This window comes from Amycolatopsis circi, from assembly GCF_003385235.1.
In the GTDB taxonomy this organism is placed as follows: Bacteria; Actinomycetota; Actinomycetes; order Mycobacteriales; family Pseudonocardiaceae; genus Amycolatopsis; species Amycolatopsis circi.
In genome coordinates this window covers 18,075-41,383 of record NZ_PQIA01000041.1, presented here as the reverse complement: position 1 = coordinate 41,383, position 23,309 = coordinate 18,075, and the positions used below count along the sequence as shown (strand labels likewise).

At 66.1% G+C, this 23,309-nt stretch carries 22 protein-coding genes, 1 tRNA gene and 1 pseudogene; 16 read left to right on the top strand and 8 right to left on the bottom strand.

Annotated elements, in window-relative coordinates:
* Nucleotides 1-4: 4 nt before the first annotated feature.
* Both D0D37_RS47450 and D0D37_RS19515 read left to right on the top strand, forming a co-directional pair.
* Complete coding sequence (locus tag D0D37_RS47450) at nt 5-460, top strand: hypothetical protein (RefSeq protein WP_208720044.1); 456 nt, start codon at nt 5-7, stop codon at nt 458-460.
* Entirely contained in the window at nt 460-1,638 is a 1,179-nt protein-coding gene (locus tag D0D37_RS19515; RefSeq protein ID WP_116201993.1) for a hypothetical protein, read from the top strand. Before D0D37_RS47450 ends, D0D37_RS19515 begins: the two co-directional genes overlap by 1 nt.
* Here D0D37_RS19515 and D0D37_RS19510 read toward each other — a convergent pair whose 3' ends face one another.
* Nucleotides 1,639-3,693 carry an ATP-binding protein gene (locus D0D37_RS19510; protein ID WP_162834327.1) on the bottom strand — a complete coding sequence of 685 codons (2,055 nt, stop codon included), beginning with the start codon at nt 3,691-3,693 and terminating at the stop codon, nt 1,639-1,641. It abuts the gene before it with no gap.
* An 86-nt stretch (nt 3,694-3,779) separates the two neighbouring features.
* Between D0D37_RS19510 and D0D37_RS19505 the strand changes: the two genes are divergently transcribed.
* The gene (locus D0D37_RS19505) at nt 3,780-5,381 is read left to right on the top strand and encodes a hypothetical protein (RefSeq protein ID WP_116201991.1); all 1,602 of its coding nucleotides are present in this window, start codon (nt 3,780-3,782) and stop codon (nt 5,379-5,381) included.
* Here the strand turns inward: D0D37_RS19505 and D0D37_RS19500 are convergent.
* Genes D0D37_RS19500 through D0D37_RS19475 form a run of 6 tightly spaced genes read right to left on the bottom strand, consistent with a single transcriptional unit; the run spans nt 5,343 to nt 10,294 of the window.
* On the bottom strand, nt 5,343-7,391 hold the full coding sequence (locus D0D37_RS19500) for a hypothetical protein (protein WP_162834326.1): 2,049 nt from the start codon (nt 7,389-7,391) through the stop codon (nt 5,343-5,345). The two genes, D0D37_RS19505 and D0D37_RS19500, sit on opposite strands and share 39 nt — an antisense overlap.
* 40 nt (nt 7,392-7,431) lie before the next feature.
* The gene (locus D0D37_RS19495) at nt 7,432-7,875 is read right to left on the bottom strand and encodes a hypothetical protein (RefSeq protein ID WP_116201989.1); all 444 of its coding nucleotides are present in this window, start codon (nt 7,873-7,875) and stop codon (nt 7,432-7,434) included.
* A 19-nt stretch (nt 7,876-7,894) separates the two neighbouring features.
* Nucleotides 7,895-8,449, bottom strand: coding sequence for a hypothetical protein (locus D0D37_RS19490; protein WP_208720043.1), 555 nt, complete (start codon nt 8,447-8,449; stop codon nt 7,895-7,897).
* Nucleotides 8,449-9,210 (bottom strand): hypothetical protein, encoded by a 762-nt coding sequence (locus D0D37_RS19485; protein ID WP_116201987.1) that lies wholly within the window; start codon nt 9,208-9,210, stop codon nt 8,449-8,451. Before D0D37_RS19485 ends, D0D37_RS19490 begins: the two co-directional genes overlap by 1 nt.
* 30 nt (nt 9,211-9,240) lie before the next feature.
* Complete coding sequence (locus D0D37_RS19480) at nt 9,241-9,555, bottom strand: hypothetical protein (RefSeq protein ID WP_116201986.1); 315 nt, start codon at nt 9,553-9,555, stop codon at nt 9,241-9,243.
* Nucleotides 9,548-10,294, bottom strand: coding sequence for a hypothetical protein (locus tag D0D37_RS19475; protein WP_244223579.1), 747 nt, complete (start codon nt 10,292-10,294; stop codon nt 9,548-9,550). Before D0D37_RS19475 ends, D0D37_RS19480 begins: the two co-directional genes overlap by 8 nt.
* A gap of 521 nt (nt 10,295-10,815) precedes the next feature.
* Here D0D37_RS19475 and D0D37_RS19470 point away from each other — a divergent pair.
* The 12 genes and pseudogenes from D0D37_RS19470 to D0D37_RS48850 form a co-directional block, all read left to right on the top strand.
* Nucleotides 10,816-11,169, top strand: a complete 354-nt coding sequence (locus tag D0D37_RS19470; RefSeq protein ID WP_162834324.1) for a hypothetical protein — start codon at nt 10,816-10,818, stop codon at nt 11,167-11,169.
* A 73-nt stretch (nt 11,170-11,242) separates the two neighbouring features.
* Nucleotides 11,243-12,742, top strand: a complete 1,500-nt coding sequence (locus D0D37_RS19465) for a hypothetical protein (protein ID WP_116201984.1) — start codon at nt 11,243-11,245, stop codon at nt 12,740-12,742.
* Between the two features lie 470 nt (nt 12,743-13,212).
* Complete coding sequence (locus D0D37_RS19460) at nt 13,213-13,650, top strand: PE domain-containing protein (RefSeq protein ID WP_162834323.1); 438 nt, start codon at nt 13,213-13,215, stop codon at nt 13,648-13,650.
* On the top strand, nt 13,650-14,276 hold the full coding sequence (locus tag D0D37_RS19455; RefSeq protein ID WP_116201982.1) for a DUF3558 domain-containing protein: 627 nt from the start codon (nt 13,650-13,652) through the stop codon (nt 14,274-14,276). Before D0D37_RS19460 ends, D0D37_RS19455 begins: the two co-directional genes overlap by 1 nt.
* Entirely contained in the window at nt 14,273-15,562 is a 1,290-nt protein-coding gene (locus tag D0D37_RS46695) for a hypothetical protein (protein ID WP_162834322.1), read from the top strand. The genes D0D37_RS19455 and D0D37_RS46695 overlap by 4 nt, the downstream gene beginning before the upstream one ends.
* 33 nt (nt 15,563-15,595) lie before the next feature.
* On the top strand, nt 15,596-16,375 hold the full coding sequence (locus D0D37_RS19440; RefSeq protein ID WP_116201979.1) for an ESX secretion-associated protein EspG: 780 nt from the start codon (nt 15,596-15,598) through the stop codon (nt 16,373-16,375).
* A 94-nt stretch (nt 16,376-16,469) separates the two neighbouring features.
* Nucleotides 16,470-16,841 (top strand): hypothetical protein, encoded by a 372-nt coding sequence (locus D0D37_RS19435; RefSeq protein ID WP_116201978.1) that lies wholly within the window; start codon nt 16,470-16,472, stop codon nt 16,839-16,841.
* Nucleotides 16,838-17,752 (top strand): hypothetical protein, encoded by a 915-nt coding sequence (locus D0D37_RS19430; protein WP_116201977.1) that lies wholly within the window; start codon nt 16,838-16,840, stop codon nt 17,750-17,752. Before D0D37_RS19435 ends, D0D37_RS19430 begins: the two co-directional genes overlap by 4 nt.
* A gap of 19 nt (nt 17,753-17,771) precedes the next feature.
* Nucleotides 17,772-18,257, top strand: a complete 486-nt coding sequence (locus D0D37_RS19425) for a hypothetical protein (protein ID WP_244223578.1) — start codon at nt 17,772-17,774, stop codon at nt 18,255-18,257.
* A complete protein-coding gene (locus D0D37_RS19420; protein ID WP_116201975.1) occupies nt 18,254-19,102 on the top strand; it encodes a hypothetical protein in 849 nt (282 codons plus the stop codon). The genes D0D37_RS19425 and D0D37_RS19420 overlap by 4 nt, the downstream gene beginning before the upstream one ends.
* A gap of 1,791 nt (nt 19,103-20,893) precedes the next feature.
* Complete coding sequence (locus D0D37_RS19405) at nt 20,894-21,127, top strand: hypothetical protein (RefSeq protein WP_116201972.1); 234 nt, start codon at nt 20,894-20,896, stop codon at nt 21,125-21,127.
* Nucleotides 21,079-21,294, top strand: a pseudogene (locus D0D37_RS48850) (hypothetical protein); the annotation flags it as partial. The gene D0D37_RS19405 and the pseudogene D0D37_RS48850, both read left to right, overlap by 49 nt.
* A gap of 459 nt (nt 21,295-21,753) precedes the next feature.
* Here D0D37_RS48850 and D0D37_RS19395 read toward each other — a convergent pair.
* Nucleotides 21,754-21,839, bottom strand: a tRNA-Leu gene (locus tag D0D37_RS19395).
* Between the two features lie 130 nt (nt 21,840-21,969).
* Here D0D37_RS19395 and D0D37_RS19390 point away from each other — a divergent pair.
* A complete protein-coding gene (locus D0D37_RS19390; RefSeq protein ID WP_116201971.1) occupies nt 21,970-23,214 on the top strand; it encodes an FhaA domain-containing protein in 1,245 nt (414 codons plus the stop codon).
* Nucleotides 23,215-23,309 lie beyond the last annotated feature (95 nt).

The following is a 23,309-nucleotide window of genomic DNA, read 5'->3' as shown; positions in this document are numbered from 1 at the left end:
CTCCGTGCCTTCGTCGTCCTACCCCGTGCCGCACCGATGGCGCACCGTGCCGACGGAACGGACGCTGCTGGCGGTAGTGCACAACGTCACCGCCGCGACGCGGCTGCTGGACGTGCTGCCGCTGTTCGCCGGGGATCCTCGGGTGCAGGTGGTGTTCACGTGCCCGGATTCGAGCGCGTTCACCCGGGGGACGCAGGAGTACCTCGCCGCGCGCGGGATCCCGCTGGAGCCGTGGGAGGACGTCGTGACGGAGGACTTCGACTGGGCACTGGCGGCCAGTTACGGCGGAGATTTGCACAAATTACGTGCGCCGTTGACGGTTTTGCCGCACGGAATGGGTTATAATAAATTCTTGGAAACCGGAAACCGGAAACCGGAAACCGGAAACCGGAAACCGGAAACCGGAAACCGGAAACCGGAAACCGGAAACCGGTTTTCGGGTTGTCCGAGCAATGGCTGATGCATGACGGCGAGGTGATCGCCGAACATCACGTCCTGTCCCACCCCGAGCAGCTCACCCGGCTGCGGCAGTACTGTCCGCAAGCCGCCGACCACGCCGTCATCGCCGGAGATTCCTGCCTGGACCGCCTGCGAGACGCCCGGGAGCTGCGCGAATCGTACCGCCAAGCCCTAGGCGTCACCGGCGAGCAAACCCTGGTGCTGATCTCGTCCACCTGGGGCCGGCTCTCGTCCTACGGATCCGGCCCCGACCTCCCCGAACGCATCGCCCGGCAACTGCCGCTGGACGAATTCGCCGTCGTCCTCGCCCTGCACCCGAATATCGGCGAGGGCCATTACCCGTGGCAGTTGAAAATGTGGCTGCGAGAATGCGAACGAGCGGGTGTAATCGTCCTGCCGGAAGAAGACCTGTGGCAACCAGCCGCAGTAGCCGCCGACGTCACCATCGGCGACCACGGCTCCGTCACGTACTACTCCGCTTGCCTGGGCACCCCGATCTTGCTGGCCGCCGCACCGCACGAAGCCGTCGATCCGGATTCCCCAGTAGCCGCCCTGCTGCTCGCCGCCCCCGCGCTGACCGACGAAAACCTCGCCGACCAGCTGCGCACCGCGACCCAACCCGCGGACCTGGTCACCGCGACCGCGCTGGCCACGAGCGTCCCCGGAGAGTCCGCAGCCCTCCTGACCGACCTTGGCTACCGCACGCTCCGGCTACCGCCACCAGCTCAACCAGCCGGATTCACCGCGTTCCCGTTGCCGCGCGTCCAACGCCCAGAACCCGGCGCTCAATGGATCCAGGTCCGCGGCGACGAGGTCACCAGATTCGCCGGTTTCGCAACGGATGCCCACCTAGTCGTCCACGTCGACAGCCCCGACCCACGCCTGCTGCGCCGCGCCGACATCGTGCTGGGCAGCCAATTCCCCGACCCAGGCCGCTGGATCGCCATCACCCTCGCCGAATTCCCCGGCTGCGAATGGGCCGCGTGCCAAGCCGGGTCAGGCTGGCTAGCGGGCAGCCGCAGCGGCCTGGTCGTGTCCTTCACTGGAACCGACCTGCCGCAGGCCGTGCCGTCGCTGCTGTACACCCGAGAAGCGCTGGGTCTGGACTTCCCCGAGCAACTGCCGTTCACCGCAGGCGGCCGCAAGCACGAAGTCCGGCTTACCGTCCACTATGGATAGTCAGAGCTGTTCGATCCAGATCAGCAGATCTGTCGCCTCTGCCGTAAAGCCGTGCAGTCGGGCGATGTTCAACGCATCCTTCGCGTGCGCCAACGCCTGATCACGGTAGCCGCGGGCAAGCGCCGCCTCTGCCCGAGACCGCAACGCCGCGATACGTTCCCGCTGCAGATTGGCCTTCTCCGCCGCCGAGTCGAGGTCGGCCAGCACAGCCGCGCCTTCCTCGTACGATCCGGCCTCGATCAGCTTCCGCCCCTGCCACAGCCGGACCTTCACCAGGTTGCCCGGCTCGTTCTTCAGCCCCTGCTCCGCTTGCGCCAGCAGGACGGCCGCTTCCTCCGGCGACACGACCTTCGCCAGATGCATCCGTATCAACGCGAGCCGCCGAGACGCACCGATCTGCTCGGCAAGCGCAAGGCTTTCCCGAAAGCAGACCTCTGCCTGGCTGTACAACGAAGCCGCGTCCTCCGGCCGCCCCTGCTGCCGAGAGATCAACCCAGGCTCGAAAAACGCGAGTCCACGCGCCTCGAGCGCAGACGCATGCTCCTCTGGCGTCGTGGCCAACTCCGCCGCTGCGGCGTACTGCTCCCGCGCCGCGGCCCAATCCCGCCGTTGCATCCGAGCGAACCCGAGCTGAGTCCGGACCAACCCCTCGGCGAGCGGCATCGCAGCAGCCTGCGCGGCCTGTACCGCATCCTGGCTCACCGCCGCCAGCTCTACGGGGTACGCGCCGTCCTTGTAGACTGGCCACAACGCCCTCGCCAGCCGGATAACGTCCTCGTGCGCCCCGGCCAGCAACGCGACCTCCGCTGCGGCGAGCAGGTTCGTCTGCTCGGCGAACAACCACTCCCAGGCATTCCCCTCGGACGGCCCCGGAGCGAAGCCCGGCCAAATCTTCGCTGGCCAGCCAGTCGGCAGCGCGCGTTCCGCGATCCGTAACCCCTGCTCGGCGTAGTACCCGACCACGGCCTCGGAAAGCTCGCCAGCCAGCGTCGAGGCGTGCAACCGAGCCAGCTCGGACATCCGGTACCGGCCCCTGATCACCTCGATCAGCTTGGCGGAGACCAGTTTTTGCAACGCGTCCTCAGCGTCGAACTCGTCCAGGCTGAGCACCGCCGCGACGGTTTCCAACTGGACGTCGCCGCTGCCCGGATGCGCGCCAAAGAACCGGTACACCGCTTGTTCTTGCTCGCTCAGCAACTCGTACGCGACGTCGAACACCGCACTGGCCAGTGCGCCTTTCGCCCGGATCCGCGCGAGCAGCCGCTGCACCGTCCCGCCCTGGCGCGCGAGCATCATGCCCGCGACGTTGAGTTCCGCCGCAGAGCCATCGCAAATCCGGAGCAGTTCTTTCAACTGCTCCTGCTCCGCAGCGAGCTTTTCCTCGCCCACCAGTTCAGTCAGGATGCCCAGAGCCGCGTCGTCGTCCAACGGCTCCAGGACGACTTCCCGAGCGGAATGCCGGGTATTCAGCGCATCGAACTCCGCCCCGACCACGAGCACGTACGAGCCAGGGTGCGTCGGCAGCAGCGCCTTGACCTCGGCCGCGCTCACCGCGTCGTCGACCAGCAGCGCGACCTTGAACCCGGCAGTCTGCGACTGCCACATCGCCGCACGCCCTTCGAGACTCGCCTGCATCTCGTCCGGGCCGTATCCCAGCTTGGACAGCAGCTCGGCCAGCACGTCCGCGCCCGGCCGGTGGCCCACGCGCACCTCGTAGAACCGATCGAACCGGTCCTGATGCTGATGCAGCCAGGTTTCGCACAGCGTCGTCCGCCCGCTGCCCGGCGCACCCCGCACGATCGCGATCGCGACCTTGTCCAGAGCTTCGTCGTGAATTCGAGTGAGCGCGGCCAGCTGTGGCTTGTTGTTCCGGTAATGCTTCGGCGGCGCCTGGACCTGCAACGCCGGGGCCGCGGGCTGCTCCGGCGCGTGGAAATGCACGTCGCCGTAGACGTTGTGCGCCTGGAAGACCTTGTCCGCCTGGCCGTCGAAGTAGTTGCCGTCGCTCACCGTTTCCCCCGCCCAGCTGGTCCCGGCCCAGGCTACCGGAAACATCACCGTCCGTGTCCAGCCCTTCACCACGATCAGGGCCGGGTAAGGTTCTGACCAGGAATTCCAGGAACGGATTTGGTAGAATTGAATTGAGCAGCAAAGCAGCAAAGCAGCAAAGCAGGTGGCGGACTTTCGACCCGGTCGTCGTGCTGGGGGTCGTGCGCACCTGGACTTCGGCGATCAAGCTGCTCGAAGTCTGCCGTCTCTTCCAGGATGACCAGCGGATTCGCTTCACCTTCACGGTCGACCGCGGCTCCCGCTTCAGCGCGGGCGTCGAGGAGTTGCTCGCCCGAGCGGAAGCGCATCACACCCCGTGGGAAAATGTTCCGCAACTCAATTACGCACTCGCCATCACAGCCAGCGAAAACATTGATTTCGACCACGTCTCCGGGCCGGTGCTCGTCCTTCCGCACGGCGTCGGATTCCACAAGTACGTTCCCGACTCCGGTTCCGCCGGCACGCGGCTTTCCGGGCTGATCCCGTCAGCAGCGCTGCGGTCCGGACGGGTGCTGATGGCGCTCTCTCACCCAAGCCAGCAGCAGCAACTGCACGACGCCGACCCGCTGACCGACGGACAAACCGTCCTCGTCGGCGATCCGCAGTTCGAGCAACTGCTCCGGAGCGAACCGCACCGCGACCACTACCGCGCCGCCCTCGGCGTGACCGGCCGGAAGTTCGTGCTGATCAGCTCCACCTGGGGAGAAACCTCGCTGATCGGCCGCCGCCCACGACTTCCAGCCGAACTGCTGGCGGCCCTGGACTACGACGCCGCGGCCGTCGGCCTCGTGCTGCACCCCAACGTCTGGTCGCGCTACCGGCCCTTCCAGATCCACTCCTGGTTCGCCGCCGCCGAAGACGCCGGGTTACTGCTCCTCCCGCCGGAACGCGGATGGCAGGCCGCGATCGTCGCCGCGGACGTCGTCATCGGCGACCACGGCTCGGTCTCCCTGCTGGCCGCCGCGACCGGACGGCCCTTGCTGCTCGGCGCGTTCGGCACCGAGGTCGTGCCCGGTACCAGTGCCGAACTGCTCGGCCAGCACGCGTCCCGGCTCAACTGGAACCAGCCGCTGCGAGACCAGATCGAGGCGGCGGAAACCCAGCCCTGGCAACAAGATCTCGCCGAGCGCACCTTCGCCAACCCGCACGGCGCGACCGCTGAACTGCACGCGCTCGTACTCCGTCTAGCGGGCCTGGAACCCCGCCCCCTCTCCTTGCTGCGCGCACCGGACCCAGAACCGCCCCAGTCCGTTCCGCTCGCATTCACCGCTTATCCGGAGTTCACCGACCCGGATTCGCTTACCTTGCACCGGTTCCCTCGCTCGGTAGAAGAATGGAAACCGGACTCCGCACGAGCCTCGACCAAGCTGAGACACGTGATAGCCGACGAAAGCGACGACAACCTCGGCCGAATCGGCAACGCCACCGTGCTCACCAGAGCCGCACTGCGTTCAGCACCAGAAGCCTGGTGCGCCAACGCATTGCGACTCCACCCCTCCTGCACCCTGGCCGCAGCCGCCACCGCGGACGGATGCGTCGCCCGCACCCGGGACGGCAAAACGTTCACCGTGACCGGCTCCGCTGACCTCGCCGCGCTGGCATCAGCCCTGCACGCATGCCTGGCGACCGGCCGGAAGGGCGACCGTCCGCTGTCGCTACGACTCGGCTCCGTCGAGACCACCGTCGTTTTCTGACGCCAGCTTGCCCGCCCGCGGACTGCCAAGTTCTCGATACAGCTCAATCGCCCGCTCCAGGTGGCTACGCGCCTCCTCCGGACTCTCCTCGACCAGCGCCGCGTGCAGCGCTTCCCGAGCCTGCGCTTCGTAGAACGTCGCCCCGCTCGCCTCGAACGACTCCGCCGCCGTGGTCAACGCGTCGATCCCGCCCGGCACCCCAGTGCGAATCCGCACCTGCCCGGTAATCAGCAAGGCGCGCGCAGCCAACCGCCCGTCGCCAAGCTCGCCGAACGTCCGGTGCGCCACCTCCAGCTCGCGCAGCCCCTCCGCGTCACCGAGCGACTGCCCGAGAAACATCCGGCTCAGCGCCTCACCACGCGCTTCCCCGGCCGCCTCGTTCAGCTCGATCGACTCGCGATACCTCCGCTGCGCCTGTTCCGGCTGGCCCACCAGATCGTGGTACCGGCCAGCGAACTCCCGCACCGATGCCCGCAACACGAGGTGGCCGTCCTGATCCGCCAACTCGATCGAGCGTTCCACGAAGTCCCCGGCTTGCTCGAACTGTTCGAGATCCGTCAACGGACGCGACGCCAGACTGCGCAACCGCGCCTCCGCCGCGCGATTCCCGGCCTCTTCCGCGGCCTTGATGCCGTGCCGGAGGCTGCTGAGCGAATCGGCGTGCCGCTTGCGATCGAAGTAGTAGGCCGCGAGCGACTCGGCGATCTGCCAAATCTCGTCAACCAGGCCGATTTCCCTGGCCACCGGCAGCAGTTCGTGCAGCGCGCGCCGGTTCTCCTCGAACCACGCCAGCCCGTTGGCCCGCCGATCGCCAGTGAAGGGATTCGGAATCTCCGGAGTACCGGCGACCCGGTACCGATTGGTGCCGATCATCGCCGCGTCCGCGTAGTACGCGACGTTGCGGAACCCTCGCACCACCCGGGCGAGCGCCTCGTGCGTCTCCTCGTCGCCCAGACCCGAAAGGGACGCCGCATGGTCGTGGACGAGCGGATGCATCGAGTACCGGCCGCGGTCTTCCTGAAGCACCTTCAGCAGCACCAGCTCAGCGAGGATGTCTCCCGCCGTCGCCTCGTCGAGCCCGATCAGCAGGCGAAAGACCGGCGCGGTGAAGTCGATCGCCGGATACGCGCCGAGCAGCCGATACGCCCGCTGGGCCGGCTCCGTCGCTTCCTGATACGTCGCCTCGAACACCGGCTCCCCCTTCTTCGGCCCGCGATCGGACCGCATCAGCTCGGCGCGCGAACGCCGAAGCCGGGCCGCCAGCTCCGGCAATGAAGGACACCGCCCGACCACGACGAGCGTCGCGGCGTTCCGGAGGGCCAGCGGCAATCCGCCGCAGTAGCCGAGAATTTCCGCCAGCAGCAGATCGTCGCCGTCCAGTCCGCTCAGCTCGCGAAACAACTGGGCGGACCGCGCGTCGTCGAGCGGAGCAACCTTGACCGTCTTGCCGCCGACCTCTTTGACCTCGATCGGCGACTCCACCCGCCCCGCGACGAGCACCAGCCAATCCTGCCCGCCAGGCATCAACTGCAGAAACTGTTCGGCTTCCGTGACGTTCTCCAGCAGCATCACCGCGGCCGCCCCAGAAGACCGGCTCCGCCACAGACTCGCCAGCCCCGGTTCAGCGGGCATCACCTCGTCACGGACCCCGTCACGGCGCAGCAATGAGCGCAGCGCCGCCGAAATCACCGTCTCCCCGTCGACCGTGTGAGTCGCGTAGTCCGTGTAATAGGTCCCACCCGGATATCGGTCCTTTACCTGCTCAGCGACATACCGCGCCAACGCCCGCCGCCCGACCCCGGTCAATCCGTCGAACACCACGAGCGGCGCATGCCGATCTTCGAGACACGCCTTGACGTGTTTCTCCCGCCCGACCAACCGACGCAACGCCCGCGGCGTTTCGTGCGGCACCACTCGCTCGGGTCCGGGCAGCTGCTGGTTGACCGTGCCGATGTACTGCGCCTGCACAAGAGAACTACCGCCGCCGACCGACCCGACTTCGTTGCGCACCAGTCCACCCCTCACCCCGAGTGACCGCCAGCTTACCGATTCACCGCGGCGCGAGCATCAACATCGAACCGTCTTCCCAGTACAAACAAGCAGGCGAAGGACTCCACTGCGCACTCCCGTGCCACACCACGACCGGCCCGGCATCCCCCACCTCGACCAACGCCACCCGCGCCGCCCCGCGCACCACGGCTATCTCGCCGCTCCGCCCTTTCAACCTCGAGGCCGCTTCGTAGGCCTGCCCACGAGCCGGTCCGCTGGGCACTGCCACCGGTTTCCTTTTTCTCTTGGGAACCGTCACGAACTCCCACAGCACCATGAATGGCCAGGCGAGATGGGCGAGAATCTCAAGAAGAGCCTCCGCCACCCACCCGAGTGACCGGTCAGCCCGCCGCCGCCGATCGCGCCGCACCTTGACCCGGCCCAGCACCATGACGCGCACCGGCTCGTTCCAGTCGCCCTCGAAGTGCTGCTCCAGCTCACCCATCAGGTGCCCATCGACTCGGTTACGCCGCTCTGGAACTGTACCTGCTCAGCCTGCGAGGCGACGGGAAGAACAGAGAAAATACAATTATCAGATTGATCGAATTAATGAGCATCGCAACAACCGGAAGCAGCAGGTAAAGAACGATGGGCACGGTGAAGTGCAGTTGCTCCTGGCCAATGTAGTTGCCCGACGTTGTAACGACGACAATGTACCAGAGCACGAAAGCGATGGTCACCAACCAGCCAGGAATAACAGTTCCCAGTTGGATTCCGATCGCCAGGTACTCTTTCCGATACCGGAGATACCCGGTCGCCACATACGAACGGGCGATCAGCATCCCGATTCCGGACAGCAGCAAAAATGCCGACGCGAGCGACCCTAGACCGACCGTGACCACTGTCGTCACGTCGTACGAAGTCGGGAGAAGGTACCCGAATACGGGCATCGCGATGATCATGAGCAGGCCGAGGACGGCACTCGCCAAGCCCCAGCGCATCGTGGTGGCACGAATCGTCCTCATCAGCCCCGGAGGCAGCCAGCGATCAGGAGCCATTGCGGGCGGGTAGGGATTCATCACTGCTGGATGCGCCAGTCCGACGGATTCGACATGGCTCCCGTATCGGAAACCGACCAGGTGGAACCGAGAGCCTTGACCTTGTCCAAGATTCCCTGCTGCTCGTTGGTTACCGTGGCCGTCAGAGAGTCGACAGCCGAGATGGTCGTGACAATCCCGGCGATGCCCGCCCCGATGGCGCCGAGCAGAATCACGATCGCGGCCGGGATGCCCACTACGGTGGCCGCGCTCACGATGGCGACACCCAATGCGATCACCAGCCCCGTGACCACACCGATGAGCTGAGTCCAGAAACTGTCGATTCCGTTAGCCAGGTTGATCAGCGAGTTTCGGATCTGCAAGCCCAGGTCTTTCAGCGCGTTCAACCCGCTTGCCTGAGCCGGCACCGTGGCCTTGTATGCCTCAGCCCCTCGTCCTTGCCACTCGATCTCCGTCGTGAGCTTGTCGAGAGAGATCGCGCCGACGAGATCGCCGAGGGGGTTTCCAACCCCGTCCGACCAGCTGGCCGCAGTAGCCTTGAGCTTGCTAGGGCTCCCTCGGTCAGTCATGAAATGCTTGCAAGATTCCCAGAATTCAGCCATTTTCCTGTTGAGATCGTCCATGGCTTTGCGAATAGGTTCGATCAGGTCCGACAGGAATCCCGGCACCCAGCTGATAACGTCGTTGACCTTGTCGAACAGTTGCTGGACCAGGTGTTCGACCTCGTTGAGCTTGCCGATCGTCTGGTCGATGATCGGGTCGTCTCCGGTTGCGGCGGTCATCGTGAAAATTCCCTCCCCGTTACCGCGCTCTCAGCGTCCGCCTGCCCGAGTGATGCGATGCTGGTGATCTTCCTCGTCGCGTTCATACACGTCAGCGGCTTTTCGCAGCGCACCGGCGAGGTTGCGGAAGTTGGCCTCCGCCTGGTTGATCATGTCTTGCATGGTGGAACGCGTCTGGTTGTAAAGCCGGTCAAAGCCGTGTGAGGCGGCATACGACATCACCTCGCGAGGACCGAGACCGAGCGGGTCGATCGCGCCTTTGGGCGGCTGCAGCCCGTCCGCGGTCTGGTCCCAGGTCGCTGCGTCCGACCGTAGAGCTGCCAAGGCTACGGCTACATCAGTCATTGCGTCGCTCCTCCGTCGTTTCTCCGTTGAGTGGTGGCAGGAGGCCGACTCGGCGCGACAGCCGTTGCGGGTCGTAGAGCATTCCCATGATCTCGGCGATCGCGGGCCCTTGCGGCCCGTTGATGATTTCCGGCGGTGTGTTGGCAGCATGAAGCTGCTGCAACACGTCCTTGATCTCGCTCGCGATCTCGGTGGAGCGGACGCTGCCCGCCCACGCCGGATCAATCGATATGTCGACCACTTGACCGTTGATCGCCGCGCCGCTCAGATGACCGCCGGCGCTCTCGGCGGTGATCCGGCGATCGACCACCGCCGCCGCCTGCTCGGTGAAACGGTTCATCTCGATGGCCGCCGCGTCCACCAGCCGCAGCATGTCGTCTGGACTGAGCGGCGACTCGTCAGCCGCTCCTGACTGACTCCCGACGAAGTCAGGCGGGACGGGCGGATTCTGCTGGACGTTTTCCATCTGGCGAGCGAGAGCGGCCATAGTGGCCGCGTTCGCCGCCGCGAGCACACTCGAATGCAGGCCCCTTGGGTCGACCGTTCTTGTCCAGTCGCGATCGACCGCTACCGTCAATACTTCCGCGCTTGGCGAGACCGTGACCGAGATGATCCGATCAGGATCCTGCCCCACGAGCCGATCCTCGTCGAGGGCTGGCTCCTCAGCACGCGCGGGCTGCTCGTATTCCCAGTCCTCCGCTTCTTCGAAGCCCCACCTGCCATCATCCAACGCGGTCACGCTCCTCGTCGCGCTCGAAGAGCGCGGCCAGCGCGGTCGTGAACCCCATCAAGCCCTCCCCAGGTCTTGTCGGCAGTAGCTGTACGTATTCGACTGCGCACTCCGACGCTACAACACAGACCACTCCCCGAGAGTCCGTTCAAGGCACAAACCACCCAAGCACCCCACCCACCAAGCCACCAAAACCAACTGTGGCCCACACCACTCCACGCCCGCCCCAAACAGGCAACCCACCGACCAACCGCACCGAAGGCACCGCAGGGGTCCGGAGGCTCGGCCCCCGGGCAAAGGAACGACCGACAACGGAAAAGAGCCCCAATCGCGCAAGCGGCTGGGGCTCTGACCATGGTGGGTTATTCACAGAACCCGCTGACCAGCTGCGATAGCAGCCTTTTTCAAGGCTTGGCACAACCTAAGCACCCAGCCAGGCACAGATGTCTCGCAAGCAAGAGATGCATTCGAGCGCTCGTCAAATCGAGAAGTTCCCTCCGCTGCGCAAGCCCCGTCATAATATCTGCGGAGTGGCGGTGTTCGAGGTCGAAGTAGAGATGATGCTAGAGAGCCCGACGCCTCACCAGATGGGGGTATTCGGGCGTGCACTGGACATCGCGTCGGGTGTCCTAGCCGAATCCGACTGGGGTCTCCTGGTAGCAAGCTTCTCTGTGGCGGCCGTCTCTTACAGGCAAGCTGTGTGGCGGGCATTGGAGAAAGTCGGCAACGGGGCGCGGGCGCTGGGCATCTCCGAAGAACCGGTGTCGCTGACAGTGATGGGCACTGACGACTACTTCAGACGTCTGAGCGAGCGAATCAACGGCGAGCCCGCTTGCCCTGTGCTACACGACGAATGCCCTTTCAACGAACCGTCGGCCTCGTAACTGTCAGAGTCTCCGGATAGCGCCTCACGGTGCTTCCCGACAACGCTGGCCAGCGAGAAGGTGGGGTCTCCTCATGAAGCGTTGGGAACCGCTCAACGAGCGCCAGCTAGATCTGCTGAAGCGGGTCGATGCCGCAGAGGATCTCAGCGGACCTGCTCACAACCGGCTGCGGCATTCGGCGAACGCCGTGCGCGACCGCGGACTGATCACGATCAGCAAACGCGGCGGCCGCTGGCAGGCGGAGATGACCGAAGCGGGTCGTTTCTACCTCGATCACGGGTATCACCCTGACGACCCACGCCACGCCGACAAGCGATCGCAGACTCAGACCACTGCCTCTGACGCTGCACCAACGCCGCGCGGGACCGCGCCCCGAACGCCAACGGTTCGGGACCCCGACCGGGTGTCATCGGAGACACCGCGGCGGTCCGCGCCCCAAGCCACCATCGAGGCAGCCGAACAACGCCGGGCCGAAGCCATCGACCTGGTCGAGCGGCTGGGCACCGACAAACTGGTCGTCGTCAAGGCACCATCGGACGACGAGATAGTGCGCTGGCGGAAGGTCGTCGACTTCGCCAAACGGCACGACCTCGTACCCGAAGGGCATCGGATCGAGAAGATCCGGCAGTGGAACCGGGATCGCGACCTGCACATCCGGTTGATCAAGGGCAGCCACGCAAACACGCGACACGACAAGACTGACCTGCCGTCCGTTCCCGTACCCGAAACGCTCCGCTCTCCACACCCAGTGGTAGCCCGGCTGCGCGACGACAAAGCACGACTGGTCATGCCGACTGACCTGCGACGACGATGCCTGCTGATCCTCCAGGGACTCGCGGGCGAAGCTGCCCGACGAGGCCACAAGATCACCGACCAACCGGTGTCGCAACACCGTCAATACCAATACTACGAATACGGAACTCGATCTGACGGACCTCGCTATTCACGCCGAGAAGGCGAACTGAACATCGTGGTCGACGGGTTCAGCTGCACTGTCACCATCCAGCAGGTGAGCCCCCAGTCCAGCGACCCCGACAAGACCGAACGTCTCGTCGTCGAACTGCCCGCATACCGCTCGGAAGGCCGGCAATGCCGTTGGGCGGACGGCAAAGTTCGCACCGTCGAAGACGGACTTGCCGCGCTCCTGCACGAGGTCGAGGTCCGCGCCGTCGAAGACCGGCAACGCGAGATCGACGAAGCCCGCGCCAAAGCCGAACGCCAGGTCAAATGGGAACAAGCCATGCACGTGGCCCAGCAGCAGGCGGTCGAAGCGCACTACGCGAAGATCCTCGATCGGCAAGTCGGACGCTGGCGGCGCGCCAACGAACTGCGGACATACCGCGAGGCCCTGAAACAACGACTGGCCAACCCGCGCCCGGACGACGGGAACCTCGCCGGTGCCCGCGAATGGCTCGCCTGGATCGACCGGCACATCGCCGGCACCGATCCGGCCGAAACCCCGCCAGCGATGCCGGATCCGCCGGAACTGACCCACGACGACCTCAAGCCGTACCTCAAGGGGTGGAGTCCGTACGGACCCGAAGCACACCTCAACAGCTGGCAACGCCGTTGATGGCATCTCCGCCACCAGTACTCGATTGAGGACTTCGGACCGCGGTGAGACGGGTAACACCGCTGGCCGAACTGTCAGCAGCAACACCGGACGACATAGAAATGACCTGCTGGCAGCCGTCCGGCTCCGCGCCCACAGCACAGAGAGCGCGCTCGGCAACGCAGACGCGACCTGGCACGCCTTCGCCCATGCCTTCGGGCTCTCCTACAACCGGTTGTTCTCCCCGATGTGCAACGGCCACGAGCCGCCGCGCGCGGAACCAGACGCTGCGGGCGGCGACGATGACCGCTGACTGCAAAACGGCCCTCTGCCGCCACCAGAAGCCGGAAGCCGAAGTCGCCCGAATCGCAGGCACCACTCCGGCCGCACGTCGATCTCCGCAGTTCACGGGACACAGGGTTGCGGGTTGGCTACCATCGGTTCGGCTTAGTGAAGCTATGGGCGCGGCTAGCCGCAAGGGGAGGATGCAGATGGCTGGACAGGCGACACCACCAGGAGACAGCGGCACCATCGGAATGCTCACCGGAGCGAGCTTTTTCGTCGCCGACGGCTCGTCCGGAGGCGGTGGCAGCGCGTCCGGCGGAGGCGGTGCACCCGGCTTCTATCTGAGCAAAGACGCCATGACCGCCGAACTCGGAAATCTGAAAAAGCTGCGGGCACGTATCGACGCTCAACTCAATGCCGCTGTCCCGATGTGGAGCATTGTGTCCCCTGGCCAGGACCCGGCCTCGCTGCGGAACACCAATGCCAGCAACAACTCCGGGAATTCCTACCGCAGCCACTTGGTGCGGCAGAGCGCTTACCTCGGCACTGTCACACAGAAAATGGAAGAAGCCCTCGGCATCCACGATGCGCATGACCAGCAGGCGGGCCAGGACCTCAACAAGCAGGGCGAAGGACACTTCTGATGCGTTCGAACCGTTGGATTCCCTTGTTCGCGCTGCTGCTGGCTGCCGGACTGACCGCCTGCGGAGGCGGCGGGGGAAAGGCGGATCCTCCCGCTCAGTCTCTGCCCGGTTCCGGGTCGTCGAGCAGCAACGCTCAGCAGCCCTCGACGGGGGCTCCTAAGATCGCGGACCCGCTGCCCGCGTCTCTTATCCAGGGCGATCCCTGCAAGGTTCTGACCGATTCCCAGCTGAAAACGTTGTTCTCCGGTGCATCGCTCGATGTGCAGCCGTCGCGGGACACCGGGGTCGCCAAACAGTGTCACTGGGCGAATCTCGACCGGGGGTCCGGTGTCAGCGTCCAGTTGGTGTATGCCTGGACGGACGGTCTCGGCCACGTCTACGCGAAGAAGAACGAAGGGTTCTTCAAAGAACTGGCGCCGGTTCAGGGCTACCCCGTAGTGGCGTACGGCCCGACCGACGACCGGTCGACCGGCCGATGCAGCGTCGCGATCGGCATCGCCGACAACGCCGCGTTCGAAGTCGACGTGAAACTGGCCGATTCTCAAACGGGAAAGAACGTCGATCCCTGCCAGGACGCACAACACGTCGCCGATCTGGCCGTCACCACGCTGAAGGGCGGTGCGTGAGCATGTCGCTGACCGACGCGTACATGGCGGTCCTGAAGCAGATGCAGGCCGAAGGAAAAATCATCCTGCCCGGCGAACTCGTGCGACGGGTGAAAGCGGGCCCTGGGCCGGACAGCCTCGGGCAAGCGCAGCACGCGGCGTCCCTCCAGTCCGCCGAGCAGCAGGGCATCGAATCCGACACCCTGACGACAGTGGGCCGACTGGAGAGCGCCTGGTCGGGTCAGAGCGGGGACGCTGCACGTGGATCGCTGCGTCCGCTGGCCGACGTCGCAGCGTCGGCGTCGATGGCGTTGCACGACAGCCAGAACACCCTCGCCGACCAGTCGCACGCGTTCACCTCGACCCGCGATTCGCTGCACGACGTGTCGGATACCCCGCCGTCCCGGTCCGGGTGGGACGTGGCCACCCCCTGGGACACCGACACCGAGAAGAACATCAACGCCCGCAACGCGGCCGTCGAACAGAACAACGCCGTCTATCAAGGGTTCACCGGCACCAGCGACGGTCACGCCCAGAAGATGCCCGTCGCCTACGGGGACGTTCCCGATTCCTCCAACGACACCTACGCCCTGACACCCGCCCAGGACCCGGGGAAAGTCGGCGGCACACAGGACTCCCGCCAGCAGCAGATCGCAGCCCGCGAACACCAAGCGGACTCCTCCCGGCCGGTCGGCCATTCCGGCTCGACAGCAGCGCAGCCGCCCCCGTCCGGGAACTACGGCACCGGGCAGCATCCCGCGCCCGGCGGCCAGCAGCCTCCGGCCTATGTGCCCGCCGCCGCGCACGGCGGCGACAGCACGCACACCTCCGGATATGCCCCGCCCGGCTCGACCGGCGTGAACAACACCCCGGCCCAGTTCGGGCCGACCGGCTCCGGTTCCGCTTACGTCCCCGGTTCCGGACCGGGCGGTTCCAGCAGCTACAGCAACCCCGGATACGTCGGCGGCGTGCCCGGATCCTTCGGGCCCGGCGGCGGAACCGGAACACCAGGCTCCGGCAACGGCAGTCCCGGTGCCTCCGTGCGCGGCGGCGGTCCGGCCGAGGCGGGGAAGTCGACGGGGGCTGGCCGGTTCGGCGAACCGGAGCCCGGGGCCCGCGGCGGAGCGAGCGCCGGCGCAGCCGGCGCCAAGGGCGCCAACGGGATGCCCATGGCCGGAGGGGCAGGCAAGGGCGGCAAAGGCGAGGAGGGCAAGGAAAAGAAGGCCGCGTCCTATTTGCGGGAAGCCGACCCGAACGCGTTGTTCGGCTACGACGGCAAAGCCACGCCGCCGGTCATCGGCAAGTAAGCAGCATCCGCTGTATCGAGGGGAAACAACGTGATGCTGCTCGACAAACCGGTGACCCTGCCGCGCCTGGCGGTCGCGAAAGCCTGGGAGTGGGAACGGATCGGCCCGGCGCATCCGGTGCTGGGCATCGTGGACGTGTGGGTCGAAAACGACGCCGCCGGCCGCCTGGACGACCTGACGCGTCAGGTGCTGGCCGAACCCGGGTTCTACAACCTGCGGACCGGCCGGGTCAGCGGGGAGTTCCGCGACCTGATGCTGGCGGTCGCGAACGCCGACGCCGAATGCTACGGCTGGTCGGCCGACCGGCGCGGCCGTGACCGGGCCACCCTCGCGGTCCTGACGGGCCGTGGACGCAACGCCGTCCTCGCCACCGTCGAAGACGACCTGCTGACCTTGGCGGCGATCGGCGCGAAACAGCTGGTCCGCGCCGTCGTCGACGGGCTGCCGGACTTCCCGGCCGCGAACATCAACGAGATCACCGTCCCGAAAGCCGAGTACGACCGGGGCCAGAGCAGCGACTCGTACACACTGGACACCAGCAGCGACTACACCGTCACCAGCCCCGCCGACCAGCTCCGCGCGTTGATGACGTCGCGGCGGGAAGCCAGCCACCAGCTGTTCGTCGCTGCTCGCACCGGCAGCGGGCGGGCGGCCAGCATGCCGCTGACCGCGGTGGACAGCCTCGACCACGGCCGGGTCCTCACCTACCTCCGGGACAACGCCCACGGCGAGGTCGACATCGCCTGCGGCCCCGGCAACCCCGAGTACATCACCGGAACCCTCGAAAACACTCTCCGCTTGCTCCGCGGCTGACACGCTCGTGGAGAGGGCGGGCCCGTGCGCAGGTGCAGCCGAACAGTCAGCACTAGCCAAATTGAAGGCACAAGACGATTGAGGGGGACGGGAAATGGTTCATCAAGGCAAGGAATTCGGCGTCGACCTGTATGAACTGGAGAAAGTGGCGAAGGTCGATTTCCCGGTGGTCTCGGCCGACTACGGCGACGCGATCGGCAGCTGTGATCGAGTCCTCGGCGGGGCGGATCGCGCGATGCGTCGCCCGGAGCAGTTCGGCGGCGGCGCACTCGGTCCGGTGTACCAGGCATATCTCGACCTCCACGAGACCATGACCGGGTTCCTCAAGGAAACCAAAACCAACCTGGACGACACCGCTGCGGCACTGGGCACAGCAGCTCAGCACTACGCCGGGACCGACCAATCCGCGAGCGACGAACTGCACCGCCGCGCGCGACTCGACCCGGCCCTGGACGGCAAGCTGTGACCTTCGATCAACTGATGCAACACGCGAAAGACATCAAGGACAAGGCTGTCGAGCTGGCCATCAAGGAGCACGATCAGAGGTACGCGACCCAATCCGGGGTCATTCGTGACCCTGAGCCGTTCAGACAGCACTACGCATTCGTCGAGTCGATGTTCGAGCCGTTCTCCAGAATGCCCGATCCCGCAGGCTACGATCCGCTGATCGCCGATCTGGACGCGGCCATGGCCAAGCTGAACACCGGGTCGGTCCACACGACCGAACTCACCAGCAACGTCACCTTGGCCAACCCGAATCTGGACAAGATGACCACCGACGGCGGCTACCTGCAAGGTTGGACCGGCGAGGCCGCCATGGCGTTCAAAGCAAACTTCATCGACACCTTCAAAACGGTCGCGGGGAACCAGTTCACCGTGCTGTCCACCCTCAAAGGCGTGCTCCAAGCGCACCAGGCGATGTGGGCCAAAGCTCGCGACGATATCGACAAGATCGCGGAGAACACGAAGAACGCGCTGGACAACGCTGGCGGTTGCGGCAAGAACCAGTGGACTTTCGGGTTCTCGGTGCTCTCCGCGGTCGGCGCGATCGGCGGCGTCGTCGTCGCTATCGCAACCGGGGGTGTCGTGCCGCTCGCCGCCATCGGAGCAGCCGCCTCAATAGGCAGTGCGGGCATAGCCAACATCACCGCATCCGGCGACTCGGTCGACACGATCGTCAACTCGATGAAGCAGGCGGTAGACGATCTCACCCGGCACATCCAGGAGGTCGAGACGCAGCAGATCGCCGACAAGGTGCGAGCGCTGACCGATGCCGTGCGCGCGAACAAGGACAAGCTCGTCTCCGCCCGCCCGAAGCTGGCCGGAATGAACGAACACGACCTGGCCAGCGACACCGGCATCGGCCGGTCGGACTGACGACAGGAGAGGGGCCGTGATGGATTTGGCCGAGAGGCTCGACGGCATTCGAGTCCGCGTACAGGCACCTGGGACCGAGATCGAAGCGGAGCTGCGCCGGCGCACAGACATCGCCGTGTCGTTCGGGGAAAGCGTCTACGAATTCATCGACGAATCCGCGCTGGAGAACGCACTGGCCAGCATCGCACGACTCCTGTGGGCCGGATGGCAGCGACAGTACCGGGCAGCGATCGACGAGACGGAGCTGAACATCGATGCCGATGATCTTCGTGATTCGAACTTCTTCGCCGACCGGGCCCAGGTCGAGGCAGTCGGCAGATCGAGCGACGAGCGGATCACGATCTCCGCAATAGGCATGGAGAACTTCTCGGTGCACGTCAAGCCCGGCACCGTACGGGAGGTGCCGGAGGAGCAGTTCGCCGCGGGTGCTTCCGAAGCAGCGGCGAAGCTGATCCAGGACTTCCAGTCCCAGGTGGACGAGCTGAAGAAGCGGTACTACGAATGACCAAACGCAAACTCCTCCTGGTCACGGTCGTCGCGCTGCTGGTGGTAGCTGCGGGCGTTGTCGCGGTGGTGCTGACCACCCGAGGCGATGGATCGGCGGCACAGCCCTGCGACATCCCGAATTCGGTGCGGGAACAACCGGTGTCGGCGAAAACCGGCCCGACCGGGGGCGGGGTCGAAGTCACGGAAAAAGGCGTGTCGTCATCGGGGTTGGCGAGCATGGGAGCAGTGCTGCGCAACACCAGCGACCACATCGCCTATCGGACCAAAATAACGCTCAAAGTGATCGTCTCGGTCAACGGCCTGCCGCCCGGCCCCGTCCAAGGCGCACCGATGACCATGGAGATCCCCGTGCTGCTCCCCGGCGAACACGTCGGCATCGGGAGAACGCTCGTCAACGTCGGCGGGAACGACAAGGTCGACTCGGCCGATGTCGACGTCCAGACCACGACCTGGCTGCCGAACGGCGCACTCGGCTCGTTCAGCCCGCCGACAGACACCTACGAATCCACCAGCCGAGTACCGGCATCCCCTCCGGCCGACGCGGTCCGCTACACGGAAAAATCGACCAACTGCCGAGCATTGTCCAGCCGCCGCACCGCCGTCGTGTTCCGCGACGCGAGCGGCAAGATCGTGGGAGGGGACCTGGTCCCGCCCGACGGCAAAGGCAATCCGGCGGGAAGTCCTCAGCAGCCTCCAGCAAGTCCGTCATGCTCGCCTGGTGAGCGCAGCACCTGGATCGTGCCGCTCCAGCACATCCCGCAGAACACCGACGACAAACGGACGGAGCTGTACTCGTACTGCGACCTCAACGTCCCTCGGCCCGACGTCAACGACGTGTTCTGACTCGCGAGCCGAGGAAGCTCTTAGTGGCGGGCAAGGCCGACGAACGCGACCACCTGCCGCGAAAGCCCAGTGCGTCATTGCCGAGAGAGCCAGTCACATAGCCGACTTGGTTCCCGCGTGAACGACTCGCCCCGAGCACGGCATGGCTCTGGAGCGTCTCCGTGCCACAGCCGCGTTCCGTCCGGCAGCGCGGCGGAGAGGATTGGCAATGGACGAGATCGCGCATTGGCTGCTGGCACAGCTCTACAATGGTATCGACCTCGTCGTTCCATGGTGGCCGGTTCGGTACACGGCATACGTGGTGGCCACAGCGGCTCTGGTGTCGTTCCTTGCGCGCAGGGCATGGAAGGTGCTGTTCCGGGTGCAGTGGCGGGTAAGCAGCCACTGGGTCTCCCTGTGGTGGACCGTTCGGCTCGGCGGCCGGTTGCTGCGAGTGGGCGGAGCGCGGCCCGGCCAAATCGATGCTGTCCCGGACAGTTCCCGCACAATGCGGGCGTGTCGGAAGGCCGGGCAAGCGCTTGCGCCCCCGCACATCCCCCTGGCGCGGTTGGAGCGCCATGCTTTCCGTGCGGTCGCAGTGAATCGAGTACTCGAATGGGGCGCGAGACTTCTGTTTCTGGCTGGCCGGTGGAACACGATGGTGTCCCTCGCGACCGCAATGGCCGCAGCGATGTGGCTTCGCCCGCCCTGGGTCTCCGTTCCGAGGCATGGCGACAGATCGTCGAGATGTACGTGTGGACGACGAACCGGCCTCTGCCCTCAGTCCTAGGAGCGATCACGGCGGTGATCGCCGTTGTGGTAGTCGCGAGTCGAGGCGGGCTGCTGGACCGACTGCGGTACGGGGAAGAGAGCACCCGCGGAGCGATTCGCCACCTGAACGAACTCTGCGGTGCATTGTCTGACCTCGTCCAGGCAATTCTCCGCACGCGCACTGCTCACCAGCCTGGCGTTGCATGGCATCGAGTGCGCGCTCAACGGCCGGGACATGGTCTTGACCCAGGCCGTGGACACAATCGCCGAGATCCACCCAGCCAAACAGCGCGATCTGGGAATCGTCGACCGAAGCACGTACCGAATGTTCTGGCACCGGTTCACCCTCCTCGCCTCCACGCTCGAAACCACCGGCCTGTCCGTGCCCGGCGAAGACCGGCGGATGGACGTCCACGAGTTCGTGTCGAGGGTGATCGACGCGTCCATCCCGCCCACCTACGCTGTGCGCCCTTTCGTTGCCCTCGACGACACCGCTTTCGAGACGTGGGCACGACGACGGCCCTGGGGCAAGACACCCGCGCTAGACCCCGGCCGACAACTGCCGGACGACATCGAAACCGTCCCGAACGGTGCCGTCTCCGAGTCCGGCTGGCCACGCACCGCGCCCGACGGCAAACCCCTGCACACCAAAGACCCCGACGCCCGCGAAGGCCACCGCAGCGGGAAAAACGGCAAACCCGGCAACATCTACACCGGCTACGAAGCCCACATCGTCCTCGGCATGCACCTCGTCCCGGCCAGCAGCCACCGAGGAATAGCAGCCGTCAAGCTCGTCGACTCCGTCCTCGCCCGTGGCCGCGAAATCCGGGAGATCGCTGCAGACCGCGGCTACACCCCTGCAAACCGGAGAGCTTCGTCTGGCCGCTGTGGCAACGCGACATCGACGTCATCGGCGACCTGCACCCCAATCAGCGCGGAACCGCCCCCGGGCCGAAACCCGGCACGATCTGGCTCGACGGCGGCCTCTACTCCGCAGCCCTCCCCTCCGGACTCCGCGACCTCCCTGGCTTCAAACGCAACATGCCCGCCGAAGAAGCGAAACTCCGCACGAGATACGACAAGCGCGTCCCGTACGCGTTCACGCCGCACAGCGCCCGCGACAAGGACGGCTACCAGCGGCTCAAAGGTCCCGCCGTCGCAGGCAAAGTCCGCTGCCCGAACGTTCCACGGTCCATGCTGCTGTCACACGCCCGGCCGACCACTGCATGCACACCGGACAAACCCTGCGGCTGCGGCCTGGCGGCTGCGGCCTGACCGTCACAGTCGCACCCACCGACCATCCCCGCGAACGCCAACGCGCCGTCTGGAACAGCACCGCCTGGGCACAGGACTACCACCGCCGCAACGCCATCGAATCCACCAACGCCGAACTCAAAACCCACCGCATGCGCCTCGAACGCGGGTTCACCCGAGTCTTCGGCACCGTCAAGAACAATCTCCTCTTGGCGTTCGCGATGCTCGGCTACAACCTCGTCAAACTCCGCCGCTGGCACGCCCTGCGCTACCTGCCCGACCCGTGGGCCCAATTCCTCGACGAACCAGACACCACCCCCACACCCCCAAGAAGCGACACAGGTCCGCGCCCGACGCCGTGCAAACGTCCTCGGCGATCCACCAGGCTGACCTTCTATCCCACTCCCGCGAACCCGAATCACACCGGTCGATCAGGCGGTAGCCCCTGCCCGGAATCCGGTCCGGATCGGCCGCTGGCCCCGTTCGACGCCTCCCGCAGGACACCCCACCCAGGAAAATGTGTCCTGGACCACTCCCGTCGATCGGGCGGGCCTCAGCCAGACAGCCCTGCAACGCAAAACTCCCGCCCGGCCGGAGCCGAACGGGAGTTCCGTAAACCTACCTGCAGATCTTCTGTGAAGATCCCATGGTGGGCGAGGAGGGAGTTGAACCCTCACGTCCTTTCGGACACACGGACCTGAACCGTGCGCGTCTGCCATTCCGCCACTCGCCCGAGTTGCTTCCTTGAGGCAGCCAGCAAAGCTTAGCAGGGCCTTCTGACGGGTTTCACCGGGGGCATGCCCAACCCTTCCTCCCCCGGATAGGATCGATGCGGAAGCACACGTGTGAGGAGGTTGTCCCCGGTGGGTCGCGTTGAGCGCTTTGACAGGCGGCTCGAGAACCTGGTGGGGAATACTTTCGCGCGCATGTTCGGCGGCAACGTCGTCACGCAGGAAGTGGCGGTTGCGCTCGAGAGGGAAGGCGAGGAGAACGTTCGTGAGCTGGCAGGCGGTCGGCAGCTCGCCCCGAATCACTACATCGTGTCTTTGGGGACGGCTGACCACGATCGCATGGCCGGCGATGAGCAGCGGGTCACCGGGGTTCTCGCGAGGGCGGTGGCGGAACACCTCGCCGCACAGGGCTGGGACACCTATGGTGACGTCGTCGTATCACTCGAGCGCAACGAGGCGCTGCATACTGGACAGTTCAAGACCCGTTCGTCCGTCGATCCCGACGCCCGCGACACTGCGGGGGAAGGGCCGTCGCGGTCGGCACGACCCAGCAACGCAGGAGACCCACCAATGAGCCAGCCCCCCGGCTACGGCCAATACGACCAGGGTGACCCGTACGGCCAGCAGGGCCAGTACGGCTACGGACAGCAGGGTGGCCAGCAGCCCGGGTACGACCAGGGTTATGGCGGCCAGCCTCCCGCGCAGGGCTACGACCAGGGCTACGGCGGCCAGCCCCCCGCGCAGGGCTACGACCAGTACGGCGGCCAGGGCCAGCAGCCCGGTTACGACCAGGGCTACGGCGGGCAGCCGCCCGCGCCGGGCTACGACCAAGGCTACGGCGGCCAGCCTCCCGCGCCGGGCTACGACCAGGGTTACGGCGGCCAGGCTCCGCAGGGCGGCGGGTACGACCAGGGCTACGGGCAGCCGCAGCAGGGTTACGACCAGGGTTACGGCGGCCAGCCTCCCGCGCCGGGCTACGACCAGGGTTACGGCCAGCAGGGCGGGTACGACCAGTACGGCGGCCAGCCGCAGGCGGCCTACGGCCAGGACCCGTACGCGCAGCAGGGCGCTCCGGTTCCCGGACGGCAACTGCAGGCGAGCCTCCAGCTGGACGACGGCTCCAACCGCACCTACTCGCTGAAGCAGGGCGCGAACGTGGTCGGCCGCGGCCAGGACGCCGACTTCCGGCTCCCGGACACCGGCGTCTCCCGGCGGCATCTGGAGATCACCTGGGACGGCCAGAGCGCGACGCTCGCCGACATCGGTTCGACCAACGGGTCCACGGTCAACGGCACTCCGGTGCAGACGTGGCAGCTGGCCGACGGCGACGTGATCCGGGTGGGCCATTCGTCCCTGGTGTTCCGAACCCAGGGCTGATCGCAGACCGTCCACAGGGTTCCCGCAGAATTGTCGTGCGGGGAACCGCGGCGCGCGTGGCGCCGCGGCTTGCAGGCACAGGCGGGAGCGGACAC